General features: G+C 69.6%; 17 protein-coding genes and 1 pseudogene. 8 read left to right on the top strand and 10 right to left on the bottom strand.

Going from position 1 to position 23,385, the window contains the following annotated elements:
- The first annotated feature begins 58 nt into the window (after positions 1-58).
- Positions 59-1,792, top strand: coding sequence for an IS1182 family transposase (locus tag OG522_RS06535; protein ID WP_329461986.1), 1,734 nt, complete (start codon positions 59-61; stop codon positions 1,790-1,792).
- Positions 1,793-2,266: 474 nt separating this feature from the next.
- Entirely contained in the window at positions 2,267-3,139 is an 873-nt protein-coding gene (locus OG522_RS06540; protein ID WP_329461987.1) for a slipin family protein, read from the top strand.
- Positions 3,140-3,265: 126 nt separating this feature from the next.
- On the opposite strand, the gene mgtA is transcribed toward OG522_RS06540, so the two are convergent.
- Both mgtA and OG522_RS06550 read right to left on the bottom strand, forming a co-directional pair.
- On the bottom strand, positions 3,266-5,926 hold the full coding sequence (gene mgtA, locus OG522_RS06545) for a magnesium-translocating P-type ATPase (protein WP_329461988.1): 2,661 nt from the start codon (positions 5,924-5,926) through the stop codon (positions 3,266-3,268).
- 877 nt (positions 5,927-6,803) lie between these two features.
- A pseudogene (locus tag OG522_RS06550) lies at positions 6,804-7,044 on the bottom strand (tyrosine-type recombinase/integrase); the annotation flags it as partial.
- Between the two features lie 680 nt (positions 7,045-7,724).
- Between OG522_RS06550 and OG522_RS06555 the strand changes: the two are divergent.
- A complete protein-coding gene (locus OG522_RS06555) occupies positions 7,725-8,891 on the top strand; it encodes a serine hydrolase domain-containing protein (protein ID WP_329461989.1) in 1,167 nt (388 codons plus the stop codon).
- 153 nt (positions 8,892-9,044) lie between these two features.
- Here OG522_RS06555 and OG522_RS06560 read toward each other — a convergent pair whose 3' ends face one another.
- Positions 9,045-9,764: a response regulator transcription factor gene (locus tag OG522_RS06560; protein ID WP_329461990.1), complete on the bottom strand. Its 720-nt coding sequence runs from the start codon at positions 9,762-9,764 to the stop codon at positions 9,045-9,047.
- A complete protein-coding gene (locus OG522_RS06565; protein ID WP_329461991.1) occupies positions 9,761-10,984 on the bottom strand; it encodes a sensor histidine kinase in 1,224 nt (407 codons plus the stop codon). Before OG522_RS06565 ends, OG522_RS06560 begins: the two co-directional genes overlap by 4 nt.
- Before the next feature lie 281 nt (positions 10,985-11,265).
- On the opposite strand from OG522_RS06565, the gene OG522_RS06570 reads away from it, so the two are divergent.
- Positions 11,266-13,476 (top strand): MMPL family transporter, encoded by a 2,211-nt coding sequence (locus OG522_RS06570; protein ID WP_329461992.1) that lies wholly within the window; start codon positions 11,266-11,268, stop codon positions 13,474-13,476.
- Positions 13,477-13,602: 126 nt separating this feature from the next.
- Here OG522_RS06570 and OG522_RS06575 read toward each other — a convergent pair whose 3' ends face one another.
- Both OG522_RS06575 and OG522_RS06580 read right to left on the bottom strand, forming a co-directional pair.
- Entirely contained in the window at positions 13,603-14,193 is a 591-nt protein-coding gene (locus OG522_RS06575; protein ID WP_329467506.1) for a transposase family protein, read from the bottom strand.
- Positions 14,194-14,537: 344 nt separating this feature from the next.
- Positions 14,538-14,846, bottom strand: a complete 309-nt coding sequence (locus tag OG522_RS06580; protein WP_329461993.1) for a hypothetical protein — start codon at positions 14,844-14,846, stop codon at positions 14,538-14,540.
- An 82-nt stretch (positions 14,847-14,928) separates the two neighbouring features.
- Between OG522_RS06580 and OG522_RS06585 the strand changes: the two genes are divergently transcribed.
- A complete protein-coding gene (locus tag OG522_RS06585) occupies positions 14,929-15,507 on the top strand; it encodes a pentapeptide repeat-containing protein (RefSeq protein ID WP_329461994.1) in 579 nt (192 codons plus the stop codon).
- 878 nt (positions 15,508-16,385) lie between these two features.
- Here OG522_RS06585 and OG522_RS06590 read toward each other — a convergent pair.
- The 4 genes from OG522_RS06590 to OG522_RS06605 all read right to left on the bottom strand — a co-directional run bounded on the left by OG522_RS06590 (position 16,386) and on the right by OG522_RS06605 (position 19,254).
- Positions 16,386-17,180, bottom strand: a complete 795-nt coding sequence (locus OG522_RS06590) for an NAD-dependent epimerase/dehydratase family protein (RefSeq protein WP_329461995.1) — start codon at positions 17,178-17,180, stop codon at positions 16,386-16,388.
- Positions 17,177-18,337 carry a macrolide family glycosyltransferase gene (locus OG522_RS06595; protein WP_329461996.1) on the bottom strand — a complete coding sequence of 387 codons (1,161 nt, stop codon included), beginning with the start codon at positions 18,335-18,337 and terminating at the stop codon, positions 17,177-17,179. The genes OG522_RS06590 and OG522_RS06595 overlap by 4 nt, the downstream gene beginning before the upstream one ends.
- Positions 18,338-18,380: 43 nt before the next feature.
- On the bottom strand, positions 18,381-19,046 hold the full coding sequence (locus OG522_RS06600) for a flavoprotein (protein ID WP_329461997.1): 666 nt from the start codon (positions 19,044-19,046) through the stop codon (positions 18,381-18,383).
- Positions 19,047-19,116: 70 nt separating this feature from the next.
- Positions 19,117-19,254: a hypothetical protein gene (locus OG522_RS06605; protein WP_179500251.1), complete on the bottom strand. Its 138-nt coding sequence runs from the start codon at positions 19,252-19,254 to the stop codon at positions 19,117-19,119.
- 304 nt (positions 19,255-19,558) lie between these two features.
- On the opposite strand from OG522_RS06605, the gene OG522_RS06610 reads away from it, so the two are divergent.
- From OG522_RS06610 to OG522_RS06620, 3 genes are read left to right on the top strand one after another with little or no spacing between them, the layout of a single operon-like run.
- On the top strand, positions 19,559-20,791 hold the full coding sequence (locus tag OG522_RS06610; protein ID WP_329461998.1) for a macrolide family glycosyltransferase: 1,233 nt from the start codon (positions 19,559-19,561) through the stop codon (positions 20,789-20,791).
- The gene (locus OG522_RS06615) at positions 20,788-22,041 is read left to right on the top strand and encodes a macrolide family glycosyltransferase (protein WP_329461999.1); all 1,254 of its coding nucleotides are present in this window, start codon (positions 20,788-20,790) and stop codon (positions 22,039-22,041) included. The genes OG522_RS06610 and OG522_RS06615 overlap by 4 nt, the downstream gene beginning before the upstream one ends.
- On the top strand, positions 22,038-23,360 hold the full coding sequence (locus OG522_RS06620; RefSeq protein ID WP_329462000.1) for a cytochrome P450 family protein: 1,323 nt from the start codon (positions 22,038-22,040) through the stop codon (positions 23,358-23,360). The genes OG522_RS06615 and OG522_RS06620 overlap by 4 nt, the downstream gene beginning before the upstream one ends.
- Positions 23,361-23,385 lie beyond the last annotated feature (25 nt).

Below are 23,385 nucleotides of genomic sequence, written 5' to 3' on the forward strand. Positions count from 1 at the left end.
GGCGTGGTTGGCAGTGTGGTGGCCGGTCTTGTCGTTCCCGGCCGCTGGGGTGGGAGTCATGTCGTTGCGGCCGGAGGAATGGCCTGAGGTCCCCGAGCTCACGGCGCGGGTTGCACGGGCTGCGGCCGCGCGTGGGGCGCCGCCGTTGGCGATGCGGGTGCGGGATGAGCTCGGCGCGCTGTTCGCGGATGCGGAGTTCGCCGTGGCGTTCGGCCGCCGGGGTCGGCGCGGATGGTCGCCGGGGCGCCTCGCGATGGTGACCGTGCTGCAGATGGCGGAGAACCTGACCGACCGCGCCGCCGTTCAGCGGGTCCGGTTCGACCTGTCGTGGAAGTACTGTCTGGGCCTGGAGCTGGAGGACGTGGGCTTCGATGCCTCGGTGCTCTCGGAGTTCCGCACCCGGGTGGTCGAGCACGGCCTGGAGGAGCGGGTGCTGGATCTCCTCGTGGTGGCACTCAAGGAGAAGGGCCTGGTCAAGGCCGGTGGCAAACAGCGTACCGATTCCACTCGTGTACTCGCGGCAGTGCGGGAGTTGAACCGGTTGGAGCTGGCCGGGGAGAGTGTGCGGGCTGCGCTGGAGGCGCTGTCCGCCGCGGATCCCACCTGGGTGGCTCAGGCGCTGGAGGTCCGTGAGTGGAACCGGCGTTACGGGCGGCGCATCGATGCGTCCTGGCGCCCGCCCGGCTCCCAGGCTCAGCGGGACGAACTCGCCCTGGACTACGGCCGCGACGCGGTGGCTCTCCTGAAGGCGGTCTATCGCCCATCCACACCGATGTGGCTGCGGGAGCTGCCCGCGGTCCAGGTGCTGCGGCAGATCACTGTGCAGAACTACCTGATCGCCACGGACAGCGGCGGGTCGGAGGTGGTCAAGCGGCGGGAGGCGGACAAGGACGGTCTCCCGCCCGGCAGATTGCGTCTGACTTCGCCCTATGACCTCGACGCCCGTTACGGCACCAAGCGAGATCTGCACTGGACCGGGTACAAACTGCACATCAGCGAGGTCTGTCACCCGGCCCGGCCCGATGACCAGACGTCGCACACTGGACGGCGGGCACGTCCTCCGGTCCCCAACATGATCACCCACGTCGCGACCACCGATGCGACCGTGCCGGATGTGAAGCTCGTCGAGCCCGTCCACCAGGCCCTTGCCGCCCGGGGCCTGCTGCCCGCCGAGCACTACCTCGACTCCGGCTACGCGAGCGCCGAACTCATCGTCGGCGCTCACACCACCTTCGGCATCACCCTGGTCACACCACTGCTGACCGGGACCTCCCGCCTCCACCAGGAGAACACTGCCTACCAGCGCGAAGCCTTCACCATCGACTGGGACGTCCGCCGGGCCACCTGCCCCCAGGGTGCCACCAGCCGCTTCTGGAGCCCGACCCAGCACAAGGGCCGCGACATGGCCGTGGTCCGCTTTGACCAGGCCGACTGCGGCCCCTGCCCGGCCAGGGCTCTCTGCACCAAAGCCACCCGCTGGGGCCGTCAACTCACCCTGAGGCCACGCCCCTTGCAGGAACTCGTCGAGGCCAATCACACCGCCCAGGAAACTCTTGAATGGCAGGCGAAATACGCCCTGCGGGCCGGCGTCGAGGACACCATTCGCCAGGCCATGGCGGTCACCGGCAGCCGCCGAGCCCGCTACCGCAGCCTCGGCAAGACCCATCTCGAACACGTCTACTCCGCCATCGCCCTCAACCTGATCCGCCTCGACGCCTGGTGGAACGGTCAGCCCCTCGACCACACCCGCACCAGCCACCTCGCCCGCCTCGACCTCACCCTCGCCGCATAACCCCACATTTGGCCAGCAGGATCCTGCGGGGCGTCACCGCAGGCGAACGGTCGACTCCTATGAAGCGGATCGAAGAGTCCGCCTGCTTCACTCACGCTGACCGCGCGCCATCGGTCGGGGGCCGTACCGCGAGCCGTCCGGTACGGCCCCTGCGCGCGTGCGCGGGCGGGGGTGTCCTGTTCGGCTTCGGCGAACGCGCGGTACAGCGAGGCCGCCGACGGCGAGGTGCCCGCGTTCTTGCCGGACTTGAGCATCGTGACCGTCTCCACAAGAAGGCACCTCGGGTAGGCGATTACCAGAGGGCCGGTCGTGGGTGACTCAGGGCCTGTCGGCCCCTACTGGGCGCAGTGCGGGCGACGCAGACTTGCTGCGAGGCCGGGAAGCGGTCTCGCGTTCCCCCGGTGTCCCCGCCGCGGCGACGCTTTCCCGGACCTGGTGACCTGTTGCCGCGGTCCATCCCCTGAGGAGCGAAACATGGCCGCCTTGATCACCATCCTGGTGGTGCTCGCAATCCTTGTCCTGATCGGGCTGGCGACGGCGATCCGTATCGTCCGGCAGTACGAGCAGGGCGTCCTGTTCCGGTTCGGCCGGCTGGTCGGACGGCGCGATCCGGGGCTGCGGTTCATCATCCCCTTCGTCGATGTCCTGCACCGCGTCTCGCTGCGCGTCGTGACCATGCCGATCCAGTCCCAGGGCATCATCACCCGCGACAACGTCAGCGTCGACGTGTCCGCCGTGGCGTACTTCCGCGTGGTCGACGCGGTCAAGTCGGTCATCGCGATCGAGAACGTGAACGCCGCGATCAACCAGATCGCGCAGACCACCCTGCGCAAGGTCGTCGGCCAGCACACCCTGGACGAGACCCTGTCCGAGACCGACCGCATCAACCTGGACATCCGTCAGATCCTGGACGTCACCACGGGCGAGTGGGGCGTGCAGGTCACTCTGGTCGAACTCAAGGACATCCAGCTGCCCGAGTCCATGAAACGCGCGATGGCCAGGCAGGCCGAGGCCGAGCGCGAGAAGAGGGCAAAGATCATCAACGCCGAGGGAGAGTCCCTGGCAGCTGCCGCCCTGGGCGACGCCTCCGACACGATGATGGCTCATCCGCTCGCCCTGCAGCTGCGCAACCTGCAGAGCCTGGTCGAGATCGGCGTGGACAAGAACACCACGGTTGTCTTCCCCGCGCCGTTGATGAGCACCATCGGAGAACTCGGATCCTTCCTCGCCCGCGAAGCAACCGCGGCCGCCGCCCCGGCGCCGCCGTCCGCCATGCCTATACCGGCCCTGGGCCTGACCAAGTCCGCTCGCGTGCCGGCACCGAACGGGGTGGCCGAGCCGGTGTAAGCGGCCCTGTCAGCGCGAGGTTGCGGTGGCCCACGGCGCATATCCGCCGGCTGGGGCCACCGCATCGCGGTGCGTCTGTGCCCCGTTCCCCGGTTCCGCCGCTCGCGGCACGGCTCACGGTCCCCATCACGGCGGTCCGCCCGCCGGGGTGGGGCGGGGTCCTGCGGTGCTGAAGCGGGCGGCACGGCGCCGCAGGTGACGGTGGCCGGCGTAGTGCCGGGGAACCGGAGGTGCCGGGACTGCGGCCCCGTAGAAGAGCCGTTTGGCGATCTCGACGAGGGCCAGGTAGGCGAGGATCATGCCGACCAGCGTGGCGAAGAAACCCCCGGGAAGCGGCTGGAAGCCCAGAGCGGGGGCGAGTGGAGTGGCCGGCAGCACGGCGCCGGTCGTGACGACGCCGAGCGCGGCGAGAGTCAGCGGCAGGCTGGGGTGGCTGCGGAAGAACGGGATGCGTCGGGTGCGGATGGCGAAGATCACCAAAGTCTGGGTGGCCAGCGATTCGACGAACCAGCCGGAGCGGAACTGGGCCGGTCCGGAGTGGAAGACCCAGAGCATGACTGCGAAGGTGACGAAGTCGAACGCCGAGCTGAGCGGTCCGAAGGAGATCATGAAACGGCGGATGAAGGCGATGTCCCAGTGCGCGGGCTTCCGCAGCTGGTCCTCGTCCACGTTGTCCGTCGGGATGGCCAGCTGACTGCTGTCGTAGAGAAGGTTGTTCAGCAGAATCTGTGAGGGCAGCATCGGCAGGAAGGGCAGGAACAGCGAGGCGCCCGCGGCGGAGGCCATGTTGCCGAAGTTGCTCGAGGTGCCCATCAACACGTACTTGATGGTGTTGGCGAAGATCCGGCGGCCCTCAGCCACACCGTCTGCGAGGACGTTGAGGTCTTTCTCCAGCAAGATGACGTCGGCCGCGTCCTTGGCGACGTCGGTGGCCGAGTCGACGGAGATGCCCACATCGGCCGCGTGCAGAGCCAGTGCGTCATTGACCCCGTCGCCCAGGAAGGCCACGCCCCCGTGGCTGCGCCGTCGCACGTGCACGATACGCGCCTTGGCCTCGGGACTCACTCGCGCGAAAACGGTGGTCCGGGAGATCGCCTCGGCCAGTTGTGCGTCGTCCAGGGCGTCGACCTCACTGCCGGTCATCGCGCCCGCGTCGGTGAGCCCCAGGTCACGGCAGACCTTTGCGGCGACCACGGCGTTGTCGCCAGTGACGACCTTCACCGCGATGCCGAGGCCGGAGAGTCTGCGCAGCGCTGCGGCGGCGTCCGGCTTGGGCGGGTCGAGGAACACCAGCAGCCCGGCCAGGATCAGCTCCTGCTCGTCCTCCGGGCCGACGGCCTGTGTTCCGGGGGCGACGGGCCGGGTGGCGACGGCGACCACCCGGTTCCCCGCGGCGAACTCCGCCGCCAGCGCCGCACGGACTTCGGGTGGGACGTCGACGCAGCGGTCCAGGACAGTCTCCGGAGCGCCCTTGGTGACCAGGCTCGAACAGCCCTCCCTGTCCCGCACCAGGACCGAGATCATGCGCCGTTCGTGATCGAAAGGCAGCACCGCGACCTGTGTGTACCCCTCCAGGGAGGCGCGCTCGCCCGCGGCGGCCGGAGACCGCCACAGGGCCTGGTCCAGCGGGTTCCCGCCGACGTCCTGCGCATCCCGCGTCGCGTTCTCCGTGCCGAGCAGTCCCCACCGCACCACCGCCTCACTGCCCTGGCGGCCGGCGGGAACGGCGCGCATGTACTCGATGCGGCCCATGGTGAGCGTGCCGGTCTTGTCGGTGAACAGGACATCGACATCGCCCAGGTCCTCGATGCAGACCAACCGCTTGACCAGCACCTTGCGCCGGCTCATCCGGCGCGAGCCGGCGGCCAGGCTCGTCGAGACGACGGCGGGCAGCAGCTGCGGGGTGATACCGACCGCGATGGCCAGTGAGAACAGCAGAGCGTCGATGATCGGCTTGTGCAGGGCTACGTTGATCACGAAGATCGAGGTGGTCAACGCGCCCGCGACGTAGACCAGCAGCAGCGAGAAGCGCCGCAGGCCGACCTGGAACTCGGTGTCGAGCGGATGCGTGTCAAGCCCCGCGGCGATCTTGCCGAACTCGGTGTGTGCCCCGGTAGCGACGACTACCCCGCGGGCAGCGCCGGTCCGGACGACCGTGCCCATCAGAGCGCACCCGGACAGTTCGGCCAACGGGGTCCCGGCCGCGACCGCGGCGAGGCTCTTGTCCATCGGCAACGACTCGCCGGTCAGCACCGACTCGTCGCACTCCAATCCGGTGACCTCCAGCAGCCGCAGGTCCGCCGGCACGATGTCCCCCAGACGCAGTTCGACCAGATCACCGGGGACCAGCGCCGTAACGTCCACGAGCGTGTCCCGACCGTCGCGCAACACCACGGTCTCGTGGTGGATCTGCGAGTGCAGCGCCTCAGCCGCCTTCTCGGCCCGGTACTCGTTGACGAAGCCCAGCGCGACGGACACACTCACGATCAGCCCGATGATCACCGCATCGCTTTGCTCTCCCACCAGGAAGGACGCGACAGCGGCCGCCACCAGCAGCCCCAGCAGCGGCGAACGGAGCTGGTGCCACAGCACAGGGAACAGCCGGGCACGGTGCGTAGCGACCGCGTTGGGGCCGAACCGCGCCTGGCGTCGCAAGACCTCCTCGCCACCCAGGCCCACGCCGGCGACGACACCGACCTCGCGAAGGACATCGTCCACCGGCAAGGTGGCCGCCAACGCCACCCCGGGCGCGAGCACCGGTGGCTGAGCCGGAGCGGAGACGCTCACCCGGCCCCGCCCCCCGCAGGCGGGGACACCGTCTCTCGGTGCGGTGCACCGGCTGGACTCCCACAATTTCGGCACTGCTGCTCGGTCATACGATCGCCGCCCTGGGGTCGTCACGCCCGATGGGGATGCGGGGTCCAAAAAGACCGGGCGCGCTCCGGGGATCCAGCATCGCACGCTCATCGCGGTTCAACGCCCGGCACGGGCCGGTGTCCCACGAGACCAGGCGGGTCCCGGCCACCCATTCCGTGCGGGGCGACCCGCCAGGGAAGGGACCGCGCAACAGGCCGGTCGGGACCAGAGTGTGCCCAGTCGGCCCTCTCCGCGAGACCCCGGAAGGCGTATCCATGACGAAGACCCCAGCGGTGCTCCGCAGGAGCTCGGGACGCTCCCGGCAGCACCCAGCCCGCTGGACGCCCCTGAGCACGTTCTGGGGCGGCAGAGCCTTCTTTGGGGAGCAGGCGTCTGTGTGTCCCTGGGCAGGCACTCAAAACGCCTGGCCAGGGACATTCCAGCGCCCGTGGGCCCCGAGCGTGCACGATTTCGGCGAGTTCGCCGGGAGTGGGCTCGCGGAGGGCATCGCGTGTGCCGATGCCGCCCCTCCCCCGTCGGGCGCCACCTGGGGTCGGCTACTGCGCATGTGCTGGCGAACTCCCTGGCGAAGCCGAAGGCAGGCTCGCTCCGTCGTCGCTCGGCATCAGGCGGCTCTACCTTTTTGTTCGGGTTGGTCCCCCCGTTCGTAGGGTGAGGGCACCCAGGGGAGGCGGGTGTGGCTTTCAGGCGGCTGCCGTTTGTGGCTCGCGAGGCTTGGCCGCCCGCCTCCCCACGACGACTCGGCCGCCGACTGGGAAGTGCGAATGTGTCGCTGTGCAGAGCAAAGTCATCTGTTGCCGTGTGGGGCGGATGGGCGAGGCGCTTCCCCTGTAGTGCATCCCCCAGGGCGTTGGAACCGGAGTCGGACATGGGCGTAGACGCTGGCGGTGACGCCGAGCGTGCCCGAGGAGTTCCTTGATCACGACGAGGACGACACCTAGTTCCAGGAGCAGAGTGGCGGTCGAGTGGCGGAGGTCGTGGAAGCTGCGGCGGAGTCCGGCCCGGTTGAGGAAGCTGCGGAAGCGGCGGGGACGGGGGTGGTGCAGGGCGACATCAAGGCGCCCGGGGTAGGTCAGGAGGGGGTCGAGCCAGCCGGGGACGACTTCGGCCGGATAGCCGGTCACCACCAGCTCCCCCAGGCAGCCGGGCGCGAACCGGCCTGCAGCCACCGTGACCGATCGGGTGCCGGTCGTCAGCGCGGGCGGCAGGACAGAATGAACGGGCAACGAAGCTCCTTGCGATACGAGCTGTCTTGGACGACTGCCCGTACCAACGAGCTCCGTTGTGCTACGTCAGGAGATCTTCAACTCCCTTGCACGACCTGCGGAAACGCTAACTACCCGGCTGGGCAAACCCCCACAGAACAGCTGGCTCTTACCTCCGTTCGGCATGGCCGGGTTGTCCGGGCGCAGGCGTCGGTCAGTTGGGTGCCACGCTCCAACGCCTCGCCGTCGCAGACGTGTTGGGCGGTGCGGGTGGCCGATGTGGCCGGCGCAGGCCGCATCGCGTGCGCGTGAGGGGGGGCGGCCGAAAGGCCCTGGGTCGGCAGGCGCAGCGTCCCCGCCCCGTTCGCCATCGTCTGAGCGCACAGGGGGGTAGCCCCACCTGGAGCCGGCCGGGTAGCGGGATCGCCCCAGGCTGCCGCACCCGAACATGCTGGGACCGGCACATACCGCTGGTTTCCGATCGATTCCACAGGAGTTGGCTCGTGCGTGAACAGACATGGCAGAGGTTCCGTTCTCCCAGGCGGCGGAGCGGCCGGCGCAGCGCCGTGTCGGCCGCGGCCGCGGTGGCCGTGGGCGTCATGACGATGGGCGTCCTGGCGCCTCCCGCGGCGTCCGCCGCCGCCCGGCCGGACACTGTCAAGGAGGGGCTGAACGCCTTGCTGCGTTCCGATGGCCTGCCCGCCGCGCTGGCGAGCGTCAAGGACCGCAAGGGCCACGACCGTACCTACACGGCAGGGGTGGGCGACCTGGCCACCGGCTCGAAGGTGCCCAGGGACGGTCAGGTGCGAGTCGGCAGCAATACCAAGACGTTCACCGCGGTGGTCGTGCTGCAGTTGGTCGCCGAGGGGAAGGTCCGCCTCGACACCCCGGTCGACACCTATCTGCCGGGCCTCGTACGAGGGGAGGGGATCGACGGACGCCACATCACCGTCCGTCAGCTCCTGCAGCAGACCAGCGGGCTCCCCAACTACAGCAACTACCTCGGTGAAGAAGTCCGTTACTTCGAACCCCGCGAGCTCCTCGGCATCGCTCTCCAGCACAAGGCCGATTTCGCCCCCGGGGCGAAATGGGCGTACAGCAACACGAATTACGTGCTCGCCGGCCTGATCGTCGAGAAGGTCACCGGCCGACCGCTCGCCAAGGAGATGGACCAACGCATCATCAAGCGCATCGGGCTGCGCCACACCTACTTTCCCGCCCCCGGTGACGCGACCATCCGAGAAGCCCATCCCAAGGGCTACTACCAGGATTCGGCAGGCGCGCCGCTGCGCGACGTCACGGAGACGGACCCCTCCTGGGGCTGGGCGGCAGGTCAGATGATCTCCACCAACTCCGACCTCAACCGGTTCTTCGGCGCGCTCGTGTCCGGCCGCCTCCTCCCGGCGGACCAGCTCGCCCAGATGCGCACCACCGTCCCCGCTGAAGGCACCTTCGGCTCCGGCGCCCGCTACGGACTGGGGCTCGTGAGCAAGCCGCTGCCGTGCGGCGGCCTCTACTGGGGCCACGGCGGAAGCTTCCCCGGATACGAGACCCGGGGCGGAGTCACCGACGACGGCCGCGCCGCCAATGTCGCGGTGACCATTCAACTGACCGACGAGGCAGCCAGGAAGCGCGTCGACAATGTCGTGGACGCGGCCTTGTGCCGCTGAATCGCGCCTCCCGGGGTCTGTCCGGCGGCTCATGTGCGAAGCCGGAGGCGAAGGGCTGCAACAGTCACGGCGCTTGACCTAACGGCGGCGCAGGTAACGGCGGTTGCGGTGGGAGGAGTGCGCGCCGCTCCATGGATCTCGGTGGTGAGCCCGCTATCCGGTGTGCCCGTCGCCGGCCGGGTGTTCGGCTGCTGTCCGGGCGGCGACCAGTCCGGATTCGTAGGCCGCGATGACCGCCTGGGCGCGGTCGCGGACGTGGAGCTTGTCGAAGATGCTCGTGATGTAGTTCTTCACCGTGGAGAGGCTGATGTCCAGGGTGCGGGAGATCTCCGTGTTGTCGAGGCCGGTGGCCATCAGATGCCACACCTCGACCTCGCGGGGGGTGAGTTCACCCCGGCCGGTGAGGTCCGGCCGCGCACCGCGAGGTGCCCGTACGTAGGTCGATATCAGCCGGGTGAGCAGGCGCGGCGCGACGACCGCCTCGCCGGCGTGGACGGTGCGGATCGCCGCGCTCAGGTCCTCCGGGGAGCTGTCCTTGGGCAGGAACCCGTAGGCGCCGGCGCGCAGGGCGCCCACCACGTACTCGTCCAGATCGAAGGTGCTGAGGGCCAGGACCCGGCAGCCCGGCAGAGTGGCGGCGAGTTCCCCGGTCGCGCCGACCCCGTCGAGCACGGGCATCCGGATGTCCATCACCACGACGTCGGGGCGCAGTTGGCCGGCGAGGGTGACGGCCTGCGCGCCGTTCTCGGCCTCTCCCACCACCTCGAAGGACGGGTCGGGGGAGAGGATCAGCGACAGGCCCCGCCTGACCAGCGGCTGGTCGTCCGCGATCAGCACCTTGATCCTCTCCGGCGTCGGCCCGGTCTCCGTCATCGGAGTGCCCCCTCGTGCTGGACGGCAGCCTCGTCCGCCTCGTCCGTGGCCAGCGGCAGGTCGACCACCACTGCGAACCCGCCACCGGCCTGCGGGCCGGCGGTGAGGGTGCCGCCGTGCAGGGCGACGCGCTCGCGCATGCCGATGAGGCCGTAACCGCCTGAGCCCGCCGCCGACGCCCCCTCCTGCGGTGGTGCGCCCCCGCCGCCGTCCCGCACCTCGACGGTGACCCGCTCCTGGCGGTACGTCAGCCGTACGGACGCGTGCGCGGTCCCCGCCGCGTACTTGCGGGTGTTGGTGAGGGCCTCCTGGACGATCCTGAACACCGTGAGGCCGACGGTCGGCGGCAGCGGTACCCGCTGACCGTGGACGCTGAACTCGGTCGGCAGTCCGGCAAGGCGGGAATCGGCCACCAGGCGGTCGAGACCGTCGACGCCGGGCTGGGGCAGCGACGGCGCGGTCTCCGGTTCGTCTCCAGCCCGCAGCACATCAAGGAGCTGGCGCATCTCGCGCAGCGCGAGCCGCCCGGAGGACTCCAGGGTGACCAGGGCGTCCCGGACCACCTCCGGTTGGGCGAGGTTGGCCCGGGCCCCGCCGGCCATCAGCTGCATGGTGGTGATGTGGTGGGCCACGATGTCGTGCAACTCCCGTGCGATACGGCGGCGTTCGTCGGCCACCGCGCGATCGGCGAGGAGCCTGCGGTTGGCGGCCACCTCCTGCTGCCAGCGGCTGACCGCCAGGGCGGTGCCGACCACGATCAGGACGCTCAGCGGCGTGGCGAAGGCGTTCTGGTAGCTCGGTATCCGGCCGCCGCTCTGGCTCACCAGCGTCACCACCCCCGTCACGATGGCCATGGCCGCCGCCACCCGGCCGCGGCACGTCCGGGCGACCTCGTACAGGGCAACCACCAATACGGCACCGAAGTGGGTGGACAGCGGCACGGTCACGGTGGCCGTCGCGTCGAGGACCAGGACGGCGGCGAGTACCGCCACGGGGTGGCGGCGCCGGGCCAGCAGCGGCAGGGCCGCCACCGCGACGAGGAGGAACCCGGCGACGCTCACCTCTTGCTGCCCGTCGGGGGCCTCCGCGAACAGGTAACTGAGCACGTTCAGCACACAGGCCCCGCCGGCCACGAGCGCGTCGTTGCGGGACCACAGCGGCTCGGCGCTATCGAGGCGCAGCGGCCCGCGGCTGCCGCCGGTCCCTGTGCGATCACTCATGGGCATGTCCGTTCTCCCTGCGCTCCGGCCTCCCGGCCCCGCCACAGCGTTGCACAGCCGTCGTGCCCGCGGCACCGGCGGCGGCCGTTCTCACCCTTCTGACCTGGCCGGGACCAGGACCAGGGTCCTGGTCCCGGCCCCGGCGGGGCCCCAGGGCCCCGGTCCGGATCATCCGCTGCCACGACGCTCGCGGCCCCTTCCCAGTGATGGTCTGGAGACCTGCCGGGAGAGCTCGCGGCAGACGTCCGCACACACACCACGAACCCGTCCGCGGAGGACAAATGATCCGCGCCCTGACCGGCTACTCCACCCGACATCCCTGGAAAGTCATCGCCCTGTGGGCGGTGCTGGGTCTCACCCTGAGCGCCCTGGCCCCGATCTTGATCGCGCGGGTGACCCAGAGCCAGACCGGGGACTTCCTGCCCCGCAGCTACGACTCGGCCGCCGCGCTGCACATCGCCCGGGAACAGTTCGGGGAGGACCCTGACGCCACCACGGTCACGGTGCTCGTGGCCCGGTCCGACGGCAAGGAACTGAGCGCCGCCGACCACAAGCGCGTCGAGGCCGAGGCGGCGAAGCTGGGCCAGCGCCGAGTGGTCATGCCCAGGCGGGACGACATGCCGGAGTTCCTGGTCCAGGACCGCTCCCAGACGCCCAGGATCGCCCCGGCGATGACCGCGCCCGACCGGAGCTTCCAGTTGCTCACCGTGCAGCTGACCGGCAATCCCACGGACATAGGGGTCCAGGACGTCTACCGGACCTTCCGGGACGCCGCCCGGACGCAGTTCGCCGAGGCGGGCATGCGCACCGGCTTCACCGGGAGTCTCGCCGACACCGTCGACACCACTGACGCCCACGACACCGCCGCGAAGGTGGGGAGCGCCCTCGTGATGGCGTTCATCGTCCTGCTCAACGTACTGGCGTTCCGCAGTGTGCTCGCGGCCCTGCTGCCGCTGCTCGCGGTCGCCCTGATCGGCGGGGTGGCTGGCGGAGCCGTCGCGGGGGCCGCGCTGCTCACCGGACACAAGCTCGACGCGAGCACCCCGAGCCTGATCCAGGTGGTGCTGCTCGGCATCGGCATCGACTACCTGCTGTTCCTGCTGTTCCGCTTCCGCGAGCACCTGCGCGGTCGGCCCGAACAGTCGGCCCGCGAGGCGGCTCAGCAGGTGTCCGGCCGGGTGGGCACCGCGATCACCTCGGCGGCACTGACCATCGTGGCCGCGTTCTCCACCCTGGGCCTGGCGACCTTCGGGCAGTTCCGCTCCCTTGGCCCCGCGATCGCTGTCGCGGTCCTGGTCATGCTGCTCGGCAGCCTCACCCTGATGCCGGCGCTGCTCGCGGCCGCCGGGCGCAAGATGTTCTGGCCCTCCAAGACCCTGCGCCACAAGCCGCGCGAAGGCCGTGCCGCCCGCCTCGGGGTGCTGGTCGCGCGCCGTCCGCTGACGATGCTGGCGGCGTCCGTCGCCCTGCTCGCCGCGCTGGCCGCCGGTTTGATCGGCATGCGCATGGACTACGGCCAGGGCGACTCCGGCGACACGACCCCCGCCGCGGCCACCGCGGCCGAGATCTCCCGCGCGCTGCCGGCCGGGGTCTCCGACCCGACAACTGTCTTCGTCACCGCCAAGGACGGCGGCACCCTCACCGCCGACCGGCTGGGCGGCCTCTCCCGAGGGCTCGCCCAGGTCAAGGGCGTGGGCCAGGTCGCACCGACCGTCCTGAACGAGGATCGCCGCGCCGCCAGGATCGACCTCTACCCGACCGCCGACCCGCAGAGCCAGCAGGCCCGCGACCTCGTCTCAGGGCCGATCCGGGACGCGGTCGCCCGGCACACGCCCGCCGGGACGACGGCACACGTGGGCGGAACGGCGGCGATCTTCGCCGACATCTCCACCGCAGTCGACCACGACCTGAGGATCGTGTTCCCCGTCGCGGCCGCGCTGATCGCGCTGATCCTCCTGTTGCTCCTGCGCAGCCTGCTCGCACCGGTGGTCCTGATGCTCTCCGTCGGGCTCGGCTTCGCCGCCACCCTCGGCGCCGCCACGCTGCTGTTCCAGCATGGCCTCGGCAAGCCGGGCGTCAGCTTCACCCTGCCCCTGGTGCTGTTCCTGTTCGTCGTGGCACTGGGCACCGACTACAACATCCTGATCTCCGACCGGATCCGGGAGGAGATGCAGCAACCGGGCCCGGCCCGCGCCGCCGTGGCCCGCGCGGTACGGCACACGACGCCGGCCATCGCGACGGCCGGGCTGGTCCTCGCCGGCTCCTTCGCCACGCTCGCCACGACCCCGGGGAGTGAACAGGTCGCCTTCGCGATGGCACTCGGCATCATGCTCTCCGCGCTCGTCCTCTCCCTGGTGCTCGTCCCCGCCCTCGCCGCACTCCTCGGCCGGACCCTCTGGTGGCCGGTCCGCCCCAGGCCCACCACGGGCGGCCACCCGCAGCACCGTACGACCGCACCTGTCCGGCTACCCGACCAGGTCACGACGTACTGAGTGGTTTGGCGTTGCCTCTCCAGGGCGAGGACGACCTTGGCGACTGACGTCATGCGGTTGTGGCTGATCCGGGATCTTCGAAAGATTCGCCAGGATTTGTGATGCTATGCCCCGTTCAACGGGCGCTCAGGACGTGGCCAGCGCTCGATTGACGGTCTGCTGGGTGGGGGGCAGCTGCCCACCCGGCGGCCGTCTGCGCCCGGTGACCCAGGCGCCGGCGCTTGGTAGGCGCGGTCGGCCAGGACAGGGACGCCTAGACGTTTCGCAGATCCGGATGATCCGGTGAGCGCGGGCCGCGGTCAGGTCGTGGCACCGGCCTGGCGAGGCCCCTGGGATCCACAGCACCTGCCCGGCCGGATCGGTCACGACCTGCACGTTCACGCCGTGGCGACGGTGTTTTATGCGAGTAGTTGGCCCTGCCATCGCCCACGCGGTCGCACTCGGCACGAATCCCGTCGGGCAGGACGTACTCCGGTTCGTGCTCACGCAGGACCTTGAGCAGGCTGGTGCCCTGGCGGCCAGGAGGTCGATCACAGCCGCGGTGTATGCGTGGGCGGTGCCGACCGAGATGCCGAAGCCAGCCGCTATCTGAGCCAGGGTGTCGTGCTTGCGCAGGTACACCCGACCGACGAGCGCGCGTTGATGCGGCGGGAGCTTGCAGCGGCTGTCACCCTCACGGGGTGACGATGAGCATGGTGACCCCCTCGACCAGCGCATGAAGCAGGTCAAGTGCGGCAGGAAGGAAGACCAACGAGGCACCCACGCCGATGAGTTGAGACGTTGAACACCTCCCTCAACGGCACGGGTGCCTTGTGCGTTGCGCCCACACTGCCGTCACCCCATCGGTGGCAACTCTGAAAATGCGCAGTGATTCGCCGAGGGTCGAATGGTGAGGCGGCAGCCTCGACCACGGGTAGGTGCCCGGCGTGCCTGGCCGTAGACCTGGCTCACGCCCCGAGTGCTGCCACCCGCCTCACAGGGCAAGCCAGTTCAGATGTCACCCGATCATGCGGCAGACCCCTACCGCGAAGGACAAGCGCAGCGACTACGCGCCGCAGGAATCAGTGTTCTTTTGAGTTGACGCTACTCATCCGCCGGTCCCGGCCCTGGTAGTCGCGGGGAACGGAGGTGTCCGTGACGCCTTCTGCGCCGCTGGGTGGCCATCCGGCGGCAGCCGCGGTCACAGGAGCGCGCTTGGGGCGGGCTGCGTTGTCAGTGGCGGGTGCGCGTACAACCCGGCAAGGCATGCCCAGACCTGGGTGGAGACTTTTACCGAGCAGATTGACGATTTGCATCGCGTAGTCATTGTTGACGTCCGGAACGCGGATCAAGCGGCGATCGACAGCATCAAGGGCATTGTTGAAAGCCACGGTTGGGGAGATCATGTCATCTGGTGCCCGTAAGACATGGGAGCCGAAGACGCTCCCGACTGACTCTGAGGCGACGCGCCAGTTGCAGGAATGGTTGACTGAGGAGGGTTCCAGCCTTTTCGGTATCGAGCACGACTTCCGAGGTGCGGACCTGTCGGGCGGAGACTTCACGAGCTCGTGGTTCACCCAGGCGGTCTTGGCGGGTGTGCGGCTAGAGGGAGCGAGTTTCTACCGCGCCGACCTTCAGTCAGCGGATCTCACCGGTGCGGATCTCACCGGCGCGGACCTCGTCAGGGCGAATCTTGACGAGGCTGTGCTCCGTTCGGCGCGGCTCGACGGCGCCGACATGGTCAAGGCCTCGCTGCACGGGGTCGATGCGTCGGGAGCGAGCTTCAGAGGAACAAGGATCATGGGGGCTTCGCTCTTCCGCGTCGATCTTAGGGGAGCGGACCTGACCGACGCAGTCTTGTTCCACAACAGCTTCAGGGTCAAAGTCGACGACGCTACGGTGGTGCGTGGCCTGACAGGCACCGTTTTCGGGCCGATCACGCTCTTCAGTGGCGAATCCTCCCGAGAGCTGGCCGGCGCGGAGCTCGAGGCGTGGATCGGTGAGCGGGGTGGGCGGGTTGAAGTGATCGCTCCGGGCAGCCCGCAGCAGTAGGGCGGGCGTGCCCCTCCCGGATTCCGCGACTTTCACGGCGGGGCCCGGCTCCAACGGGCAACGAAGCGGGGAAGCCGGCCCAGCAAAGTCCAGGGGCTTCGGGGCTAACACACCGAGGACAGTGCGGTCGGAGCTCGCTACGTCTGGCTAGCTTTCGCTTGTGCCCTCTGGAAGGACTCGGCGTGCAACAGCGGTGGGAGCGCCGCATCCTGGACGCATGGGCTCCCCGATCGTGGTGCACCCTCCGCTGGGTACGGGTGGGCGGCGCGTCGTCGTGCGGAACCAGATCGTCGGTATCGCCTATGACGACCGAGAGCTCATTGAACTGCTCCGCCGGACTGGCTTGGAGCTGGCTGAGGCATTGGTGGACAGTGATTCCCCGATGATGGAATGGCGGGGCGGGCAGCCCCACGACTACGGATGGGGACCCAGCGAGCCAGGCCATCGGCCTGCCCCAGCGCGCTGAGCACTTCGCGACTGTGTTCCATCTTGAGTGCCTGTCATCGAGCCTTGAACGAGGGCTTGAGTCCGGGATATCGCCCGTAACGCCCACACCGCACATAATGCGCACGCACAAAACTGCAGGTCAGGAGCCCTTTGCCGCCGGTTCGAGGATGGCAACTCACTCCACATGTTGCGTCCTACGGAACAGCTCGAGCCGGAGCTGGTGAAGGAGAGCCACAGGTCAGGGACTTGTGAACCGGGCTTCCCGGCGTGAGTGGTGTGCTCCATGGGCACTGTGTACGGAAGCGCGACGCTGGCTCGCAGCGGCCCTCCCTGCCTCGTTGGACAAGGCAGCCTGCAGACACCGCCGGACCGGCATATCCGCCCCAGCGGGCGCCCTGGCCCAACTCCGCCTACGCGCCTCGCTCTGGCCGCTACGTGTCCCCCCAGTCACCATGTCCGTGTGGGGAGTTCTCAACGTACTCACCCGCCTGGCGTCCCGCGTAGCGTCTGACCAAGCTGTCCAGGTATCGGGGGCCGAACCCGAAATCGGCTACTTCGGGGACTAGAGCCCACATGCGCTGGTTGGAGATGCACAGGGTCTCGGGCGGCACATCCAGAAAGGTCCGGTTCGCGGATCGGCCCATCTCCGTCTCAAGGGCCGTGACGATCTGGTCGACAGGAAAAGCCACCCCGGAAGCCACATTGACCGTACGGTCGCGCACACCCAGAGCGAGCAACCGGTCGAGGACCGTGGCGAAATGATGCACGCCCATCAAGTCTCGGCGGGCCCCACGGTGCACCATGACTGTGCCCGAGTGGACCTGGCGGACAAGGGAGGGGAACAACTGCGCCGGGTTTTGGCGCGGGCCGACAACGTGGCTGAGCCTGAGCGTCAGCCAGTGCGCCCCGGAGTTGGCCACGAGCCGCTCCATGGCCAACTTGTGCTGCCCGTACGGGGAGACAGGAGCCACCCGGGAGTCTTCACGGCCCTCACCCTCCCTTCCATAGAGCCCGGTGGCCGCAGAGGAGAGGAACACCAGCAGCCGACCACTCTCTCTGCACCGCGCTGCGGTCTCGGACACCATCGCGGCCTCGCGGCGGAACCGCTCCGGTGATGTCTCCGAGGTGTCCGAGACGCCGGCGGCCAGGATGGTCGCCGACACGTCTGAGGGGAGGTGCTGACGGAGGTACTCCGCGAGGAAACCCCGGCCGATGACTTCCCTCATCCTGCCGCCGACAAGAGCCGCCGTACGACGGCGTCGGCCGCGGCCCCCGCTCCGCTTAGGCTCCGGATCTCGTCGCGCATCGCGCGCACCCGGCGGCGTACGCCGCCATGGGCATGCACGGCGAGCACGGACCTGCGCAGGAGATCGGCCGTAACCGACCGGAGGGGGATCGCCGTGCCGAGCCCGAGCTCCCGCACCCGCCTGGCGGTGTCGGCCTGCTCCCGGAGCCGCGGAACGACCAGAGACGGCACGCCGTGGTGCAGGCTCTCCATCGTCGTGGCCATTCCCCCGTGGTGGATGACCAACGAGGCGTGCGCCATGACGGCTCGCAGCGGAACCCAGCGGTGCGCTTCCACGTTCGGGGGCAGCGGGGAGAGCGCGGCGGGGTCGGTGCGGTCGCCGATCGCCATAACCAGGTGCCAGTCGAGACCGGCGAACGCCTCCGCCGCAGTGGCGAAGAACTCCGGGTGGCCGTGGTCGAGGGAGCCCAGGGTGACCAGTGCGACCGGGGCACCATCCGCGGGCGGTGCCCACCGCGAGGAGTCCGGTGCGGGCGGGAGGGCCGGCCCAGCGAAGGTGTACGACTCGCCGAAGCCGTCACCGCCCGGCTGGAAGGAGCGCGGGACCAGGACGAGCCCTCCCGCGAGGGCCGCGTCCAGGTGTGCCCTCGCCTCGGTCCGGATGCCCTCTTCGGTCAGGAACGAGGCGAGCCCGGACAGGAACTCCCCGGCGACGGGGTTGGCGCCGGGCGCATCCGGTGCGGCGAGGGACCAGTGCCGGCGGGTGGCGAGGTATGTCCACACCTGCATCGACGGGATGCCCCACTTCGCAGCGAGCACGCTCCCGGCGCCCGCCGGATCCTCGGTGAGGACGAGATCGGGGCGGTCGCCGCCGAAGTGCGCTTCCAGAACGGGCAGTACCGCCCGGGCGTCGGCGAGGTAGAGGAGCGGCAACCGCCGGACGTCGGTCGGCCAATGGGCCGGGTCCGAGGGCAGCGACGACCGGAAGACCACGGCCGTGGCCCCCGCCGCCTCCACGAGCGGTGCGAACCGCTCCGTGGTGGCGTAGCTGACCCGAACGCCCCGGCGCACCAGCTCGGAGACCGTGCCCAGGAGCGGGCTGATGTGGCTGTGGGCAGCGGCAGTGACGATCGCCACGTGCCGGTCACCGCCCGGTTGGCGCCCGGCCGCCGCGCGCTCGTCAGGCCACGCCGTCACCGCTCACCGCCCCGGCGTCCTCTCGCGGCCGCTCGTGCCCCGCGGCGCGTCGTGCGCGCAGCTCTTCGAGACTCCGCAGGAGGGTGGGGAGCGTCGCGGGCTGGTTCCCGTCGTTACGGCCCGTCGTCATGCTGAGCCCGGTGACCGGCGGCTGGAGCACGACGTTCTCACGGTCCGCCAGCCGGGCCCGGTGATCGCGCATCGCGGCGCTCTCCCAGCCGCCGGGCGGCAGCGCCGCGGCGAGTGCGATGGGGGCCTGCGTGCACTGGAGCGCCATGGTCGCGGGGGTGTCCGCGAGGCCTTGCGCCAGTCGCGCGATGAAATGCATTCCGGCCGGATAGACGGCGATTGCGTCCGGCCAGGCGGCCAACTCCACATGGAGTTTGCGCGACTGCGGCTCTTCGGACCAGGAATCCTCGAACACAAGTCGATTAGTCAGGACAGAAAGTCCTTCACGCGTCACGAACCGCTGTGCGGACCGAGTGAGAACAATGCGCATTTCCACGTCTGGGTAACTGACCTGAAACCAGTTCACCCAGAGAGGCAGGAACGCGACATTGGACGATCCTGTTCCGATCAGGAGAAGTCGCTTCATCCCGACGGAGGGAACCTTCATCGAGGGCATTCCCCAGTTTTCTTCATTTGCCATGTCGCACTCCGACCTCGTTGCACCTCCCGGGAGGCCGATGCCTCCCGGGAGACGTCCATCAGACCGATGCTCAGCAACCGCACCAGGAGCAGCAGCAAGCACACAGGACAGCCTGGGCTTCCTTGTCGTCGGCCTCAACGAGGAGGTCGTCCTCGGTCAGGGCGTCCAGCTCGAGAAGGTCATCGGCGAGCAGCTCGGCGACAGGCATGGGAGCCTCCTTGAATAGTGAATTAATTCTGCCGGTCCGAAGAACCAGCAGGACCGCCACGGAACCGAACGGCCGACGCCATCGTGTCGGAGGGACGTCGTCGAATTCTTCCGCCCGCCAACTGGTTTTCCAGCCACCCTGCCGGTATGAGCCGGCCACCTCATCTCACACTCGGGTTCGAGGTGCGGCCTCATCCACCGGCGAATTCCTGTTTTTGCCCCCCGTCATGTACCGGACGGGCGGGGCTGTTTGCTACGGTGCGCTTCCGATCACATTTCTGCCCGTCTGGAAAAGCGGTGGCTCGATGTCCCATATCGCCTTCTTCAATATTCCTGGCACCGGCCATGTCAATCCGACGGCGGGAATCGTCGCGGAACTCGTGGCTCGTGGTCACCGCGTCAGCTACGCGGTGACCACGAGCCAGGGCGCCGAGGTCGAGAAGGCCGGTGCCACGCTCGTTCCCTACGAGTCCGTGATGGGCGCGTTCCGGTCCACCATGACGGACCTGGAGAACAACGACCGTTTCACGACGGGCGACTTCGTCCAGGTCCTCCGCGGCCTGGTGCAGGAGACCGCGGCGCTCTACCCGCAGTTGCGACGGGCCTTCGCCGACGACCGTCCCGACGTCCTGATCTATGACGGTCTCTCCGGTTGGACGGGCCGGCTCCTCGCGGAGAACTGGGGGATACCCGCCGTGCGCAGCATCCCCACGCTGGCGGCGAACGAGCACTGGTCCCTCGGCTCGGACGGCGAGTACGCGGAGTTCGAGCCCGGTCACCCGGGGCTCAACGCCGTGTACGGGGAGATCGGCGCGATGCTGGCGGACATCGGAGTGGGGTACTCCGCCCAAGAGTTCTTCGGGAGCAGCGAGTCGGGCCCAGCCCTGGTCTACATTCCGCGCGCGTTCCAGTTCAAGGGCGAGACGTTCGGGGAGGACGTCCACTTCGTCGGGCCGTGCTGGTCGGAGCGCCAGTTCGACGGCGAGTGGGTTCGCGGGAGTGACGCGACGGGCGAGCGCCCCCTGGTCCTGGTCTCCCTCGGCACCATCCACAACGACAACGCCGCCTTCTTCCAGACGTGCATCGACGCCTTCGCCGAACTCCCCTGGGACATCGTCATGGCCGTCGGCAACCAGATCACCCCCACCACCCTCACCAACGTCCCCGACCACATCGACATACGCCCCCACGTACCCCAGCTCCAGATCCTGCGACAAGCAGACCTCTTCATCACCCACGCCGGCATGGGCAGCGTCATGGAAGCCCTCTCCTTCGGAGTGCCCATGGTCGCCATCCCCCAGATGAGCGAACAACGCGCCAACGCCGACCGCCTCACCCAACTCGGCCTCGGCCAACTCCTCCACCGCGACCAGACCACCCCCCAAACCCTCCGCGACACCGCCCGCCACGTCCTCACCGACCCCACCTACCGCACAAACACCCACACCATGCGCCACCACATCACCAACGCAGGCGGCGCAACCACCGCCGCGGACGTCGTGGAGGCGCTGCTCACGGACGCGCGGGGGCAGCGGTGAACGGCGTCGGCACGGCACACATCGCGTTCTTCGCGCTGCCGGGGCACGGACACGTGAATCCGGCCCTCGGAGTCGTGGAAGAGCTGACCGCGCGCGGTCACCGGGTCAGCTTCGCGACGACCGACCGTTTCGCGCCCGTGGTCGCCGAGGCCGGAGCGGTGCCAGTGCGGTACGAGTCGACCATGGACGGCCTGCCCGCCAGGGACAGCGCGGTGGACCGCGCCGACCGCTTCGGCAGCGGCGACCTCGCCGTGGTCCTGCGGGACCTGCTGCGCGAGACGCTGGCCGCCCTCGCCCCGCTGGATCGCGCCTTCGCCGCGGACCGTCCCGATCTGGTGGTGTACGACGATCCGTCCGGGTGGGCGGCACGGCTGATCGCGGCGCGCCGCGGCATTCCCGCCGTGCCGTACCGGACCACCTTCGCCGCGAGTTCCGAGTGGTCCCTCGCCGCTCACCAGACAGACGTCGATCCGCTCGACCCCGAGATCGTGCGCGTGTTCCACGGCATCGCGAACCTCCTGGACCGGCTGAAGGTTCCCCTGAGCCCGAAAGCCCTGATGACCGGCAGCGAGTCGGGCCCAGCCCTCGTCTTCGTACCGCGCGCGTTCCAGTTCAAGGGCGAGACGTTCGGGGAGGACGTCCACTTCGCGGGCCCCTGCCTCGCGCGACGGGCCTCCGAGGGCGGGTGGGTTCGCGGGAGTGACGCGACGGGCGAGCGCCCCCTGGTCCTGGTCTCCCTCGGCACCATCCACAACGACAACGCCGCCTTCTTCCAGACGTGCATCGACGCCTTCGCCGAACTCCCCTGGGACATCGTCATGGCCGTCGGCAACCAGATCACCCCCACCACCCTCACCAACGTCCCCGACCACATCGACATACGCCCCCACGTACCCCAGCTCCAGATCCTGCGACAAGCAGACCTCTTCATCACCCACGCCGGCATGGGCAGCGTCATGGAAGCCCTCTCCTTCGGAGTGCCCATGGTCGCCATCCCCCAGATGAGCGAACAACGCGCCAACGCCGACCGCCTCACCCAACTCGGCCTCGGCCAACTCCTCCACCGCGACCAGACCACCCCCCAAACCCTCCGCGACACCGCCCGCCACGTCCTCACCGACCCCACCTACCGCACAAACACCCACACCATGCGCCACCACATCACCAACGCAGGCGGCGCAACCACCGCCGCGGACTTCCTCGAATCCCTGCTGGGCCCGGCGTCCGCCGCCAAGGAAGTCCGCGGGTGACGGGGCCCACGACCGCGCCCGCCGGGATCGACGACCCGTCCTTCCTCGCGGACCAGCACAGGCACTACGCGCGGCTTCGGCAGTCGCCGGGGCCCCGCCGGGTGCGCAACCCCCAGGGGCTCGAGTACTGGCTGGTCACACGGCACGACGAGGCCCGGACGGTGCTGCTCGACACCAGGTTCTCCAAAGATCCGCAGCGCGCGTCGGACGCCCTGAGCGCCGCCGGGTACGGGGTCTCCGGCGCGGGCAGCTTCTTCCTGCCCCTGGTGAACAGCGATCCGCCCGACCACACACGGCTGCGGCGGCTCGTCGCGGGAGCGTTCACTCCGCGCCGGGTCGCGGCCCTCGCGCCCGCGGTCGAGCGCCTCACCCACGAGCTCCTCGACGCGATGGCGGAGCCGGACGCGGGCCCGGCGGCGGACGGCGGACCCGTCGACCTCATGACGGCCCTCGCCTTCCCCCTGCCGGTCCTGGTGATCAGCGAACTCATTGGTGTTCCTCACGGCAACCGCGGGGCACTGCTGACCTGGGCCGCACGGATGCTCACGGTCACGGGATCGGGAGCCACACCGGGCCCGGCGGAGCGCACCCGCAGACTCCACCGGTGGTTCGCCGCCCTGGTGGCTGCCAAGCGGCCCCGGGTACGCACCGACGTACCCGCGGACGAGCAACCGGACCTGCTGTCGGCGCTCGTGGCGGCCCAGGCGCGTGAGCAAGGGCTCGGCGACGACGAACTCATAAGCCTCCTGGTCCTATTGCTCCTGGCGGGGCACGAGACGACCACGGGGATGGTGGGCAACGCCGTCGACACCCTGCTCCGGCATCCCGACCAGCTCGCGCTGCTGCGCCGCCGGCCCGAGCTGACCGCGTCGGCGGTCGATGAACTGCTGCGCTACGAGACCTCCTTGGCGCGGACCACGCTGAGGGTCGCGACGCAGGACGTCGAACTCGCGGGAGTAGTCATCCCGGCAGGAGCCATCGTGAGCGTGGCGCTCGCCGCGGCCAACCGGGACCCGGAGGTCTTCCCCCGGCCGGACCGGCTCGACATCACCCGAGCGCGCGGCCCCCATCTCGCCTTCGGCCACGGCATCCACTTCTGCCTCGGCGCACCACTGGCCCGGTTGCAGACGGAGACGGTGCTCACCACCCTGTTCGGCCGCCATCCGCACCTCGCGCACGCCGACCCGGACCAGCCGCAGGCGTGGCGCCCGATCGGTGACATGCGGAGCCTGCTCACGCTCCCCGTACGTCTCGGGCCCCGGCCACCGACGCGGCCCGGCTCCGGCCGCCCGGCCGCGCACCCGGCAGATCGGGCATGAGCGTGCCGCGCCGTCCCGACCACCC

The organism is Streptomyces sp. NBC_01431 (assembly GCF_036231355.1).
GTDB lineage: Bacteria > Actinomycetota > Actinomycetes > Streptomycetales > Streptomycetaceae > Streptomyces.

Coding starts and splice junctions, on each gene's coding strand:
- OG522_RS06610 (WP_329461998.1), top strand. CDS start 19,559: ATGTCCCATATCGCCTTCTTCAATATTCCTGGCACCGGCCATGTCAAT.
- OG522_RS06570 (WP_329461992.1), top strand. CDS start 11,266: ATGATCCGCGCCCTGACCGGCTACTCCACCCGACATCCCTGGAAAGTC.
- OG522_RS06540 (WP_329461987.1), top strand. CDS start 2,267: ATGGCCGCCTTGATCACCATCCTGGTGGTGCTCGCAATCCTTGTCCTG.
- OG522_RS06560 (WP_329461990.1), bottom strand. CDS start 9,764: ATGACGGAGACCGGGCCGACGCCGGAGAGGATCAAGGTGCTGATCGCG.
- OG522_RS06565 (WP_329461991.1), bottom strand. CDS start 10,984: ATGAGTGATCGCACAGGGACCGGCGGCAGCCGCGGGCCGCTGCGCCTC.
- OG522_RS06605 (WP_179500251.1), bottom strand. CDS start 19,254: ATGCCTGTCGCCGAGCTGCTCGCCGATGACCTTCTCGAGCTGGACGCC.
- OG522_RS06575 (WP_329467506.1), bottom strand. CDS start 14,193: ATGCGCTGGTCGAGGGGGTCACCATGCTCATCGTCACCCCGTGAGGGT.
- OG522_RS06535 (WP_329461986.1), top strand. CDS start 59: ATGTCGTTGCGGCCGGAGGAATGGCCTGAGGTCCCCGAGCTCACGGCG.
- OG522_RS06600 (WP_329461997.1), bottom strand. CDS start 19,046: ATGGCAAATGAAGAAAACTGGGGAATGCCCTCGATGAAGGTTCCCTCC.
- OG522_RS06590 (WP_329461995.1), bottom strand. CDS start 17,180: ATGAGGGAAGTCATCGGCCGGGGTTTCCTCGCGGAGTACCTCCGTCAG.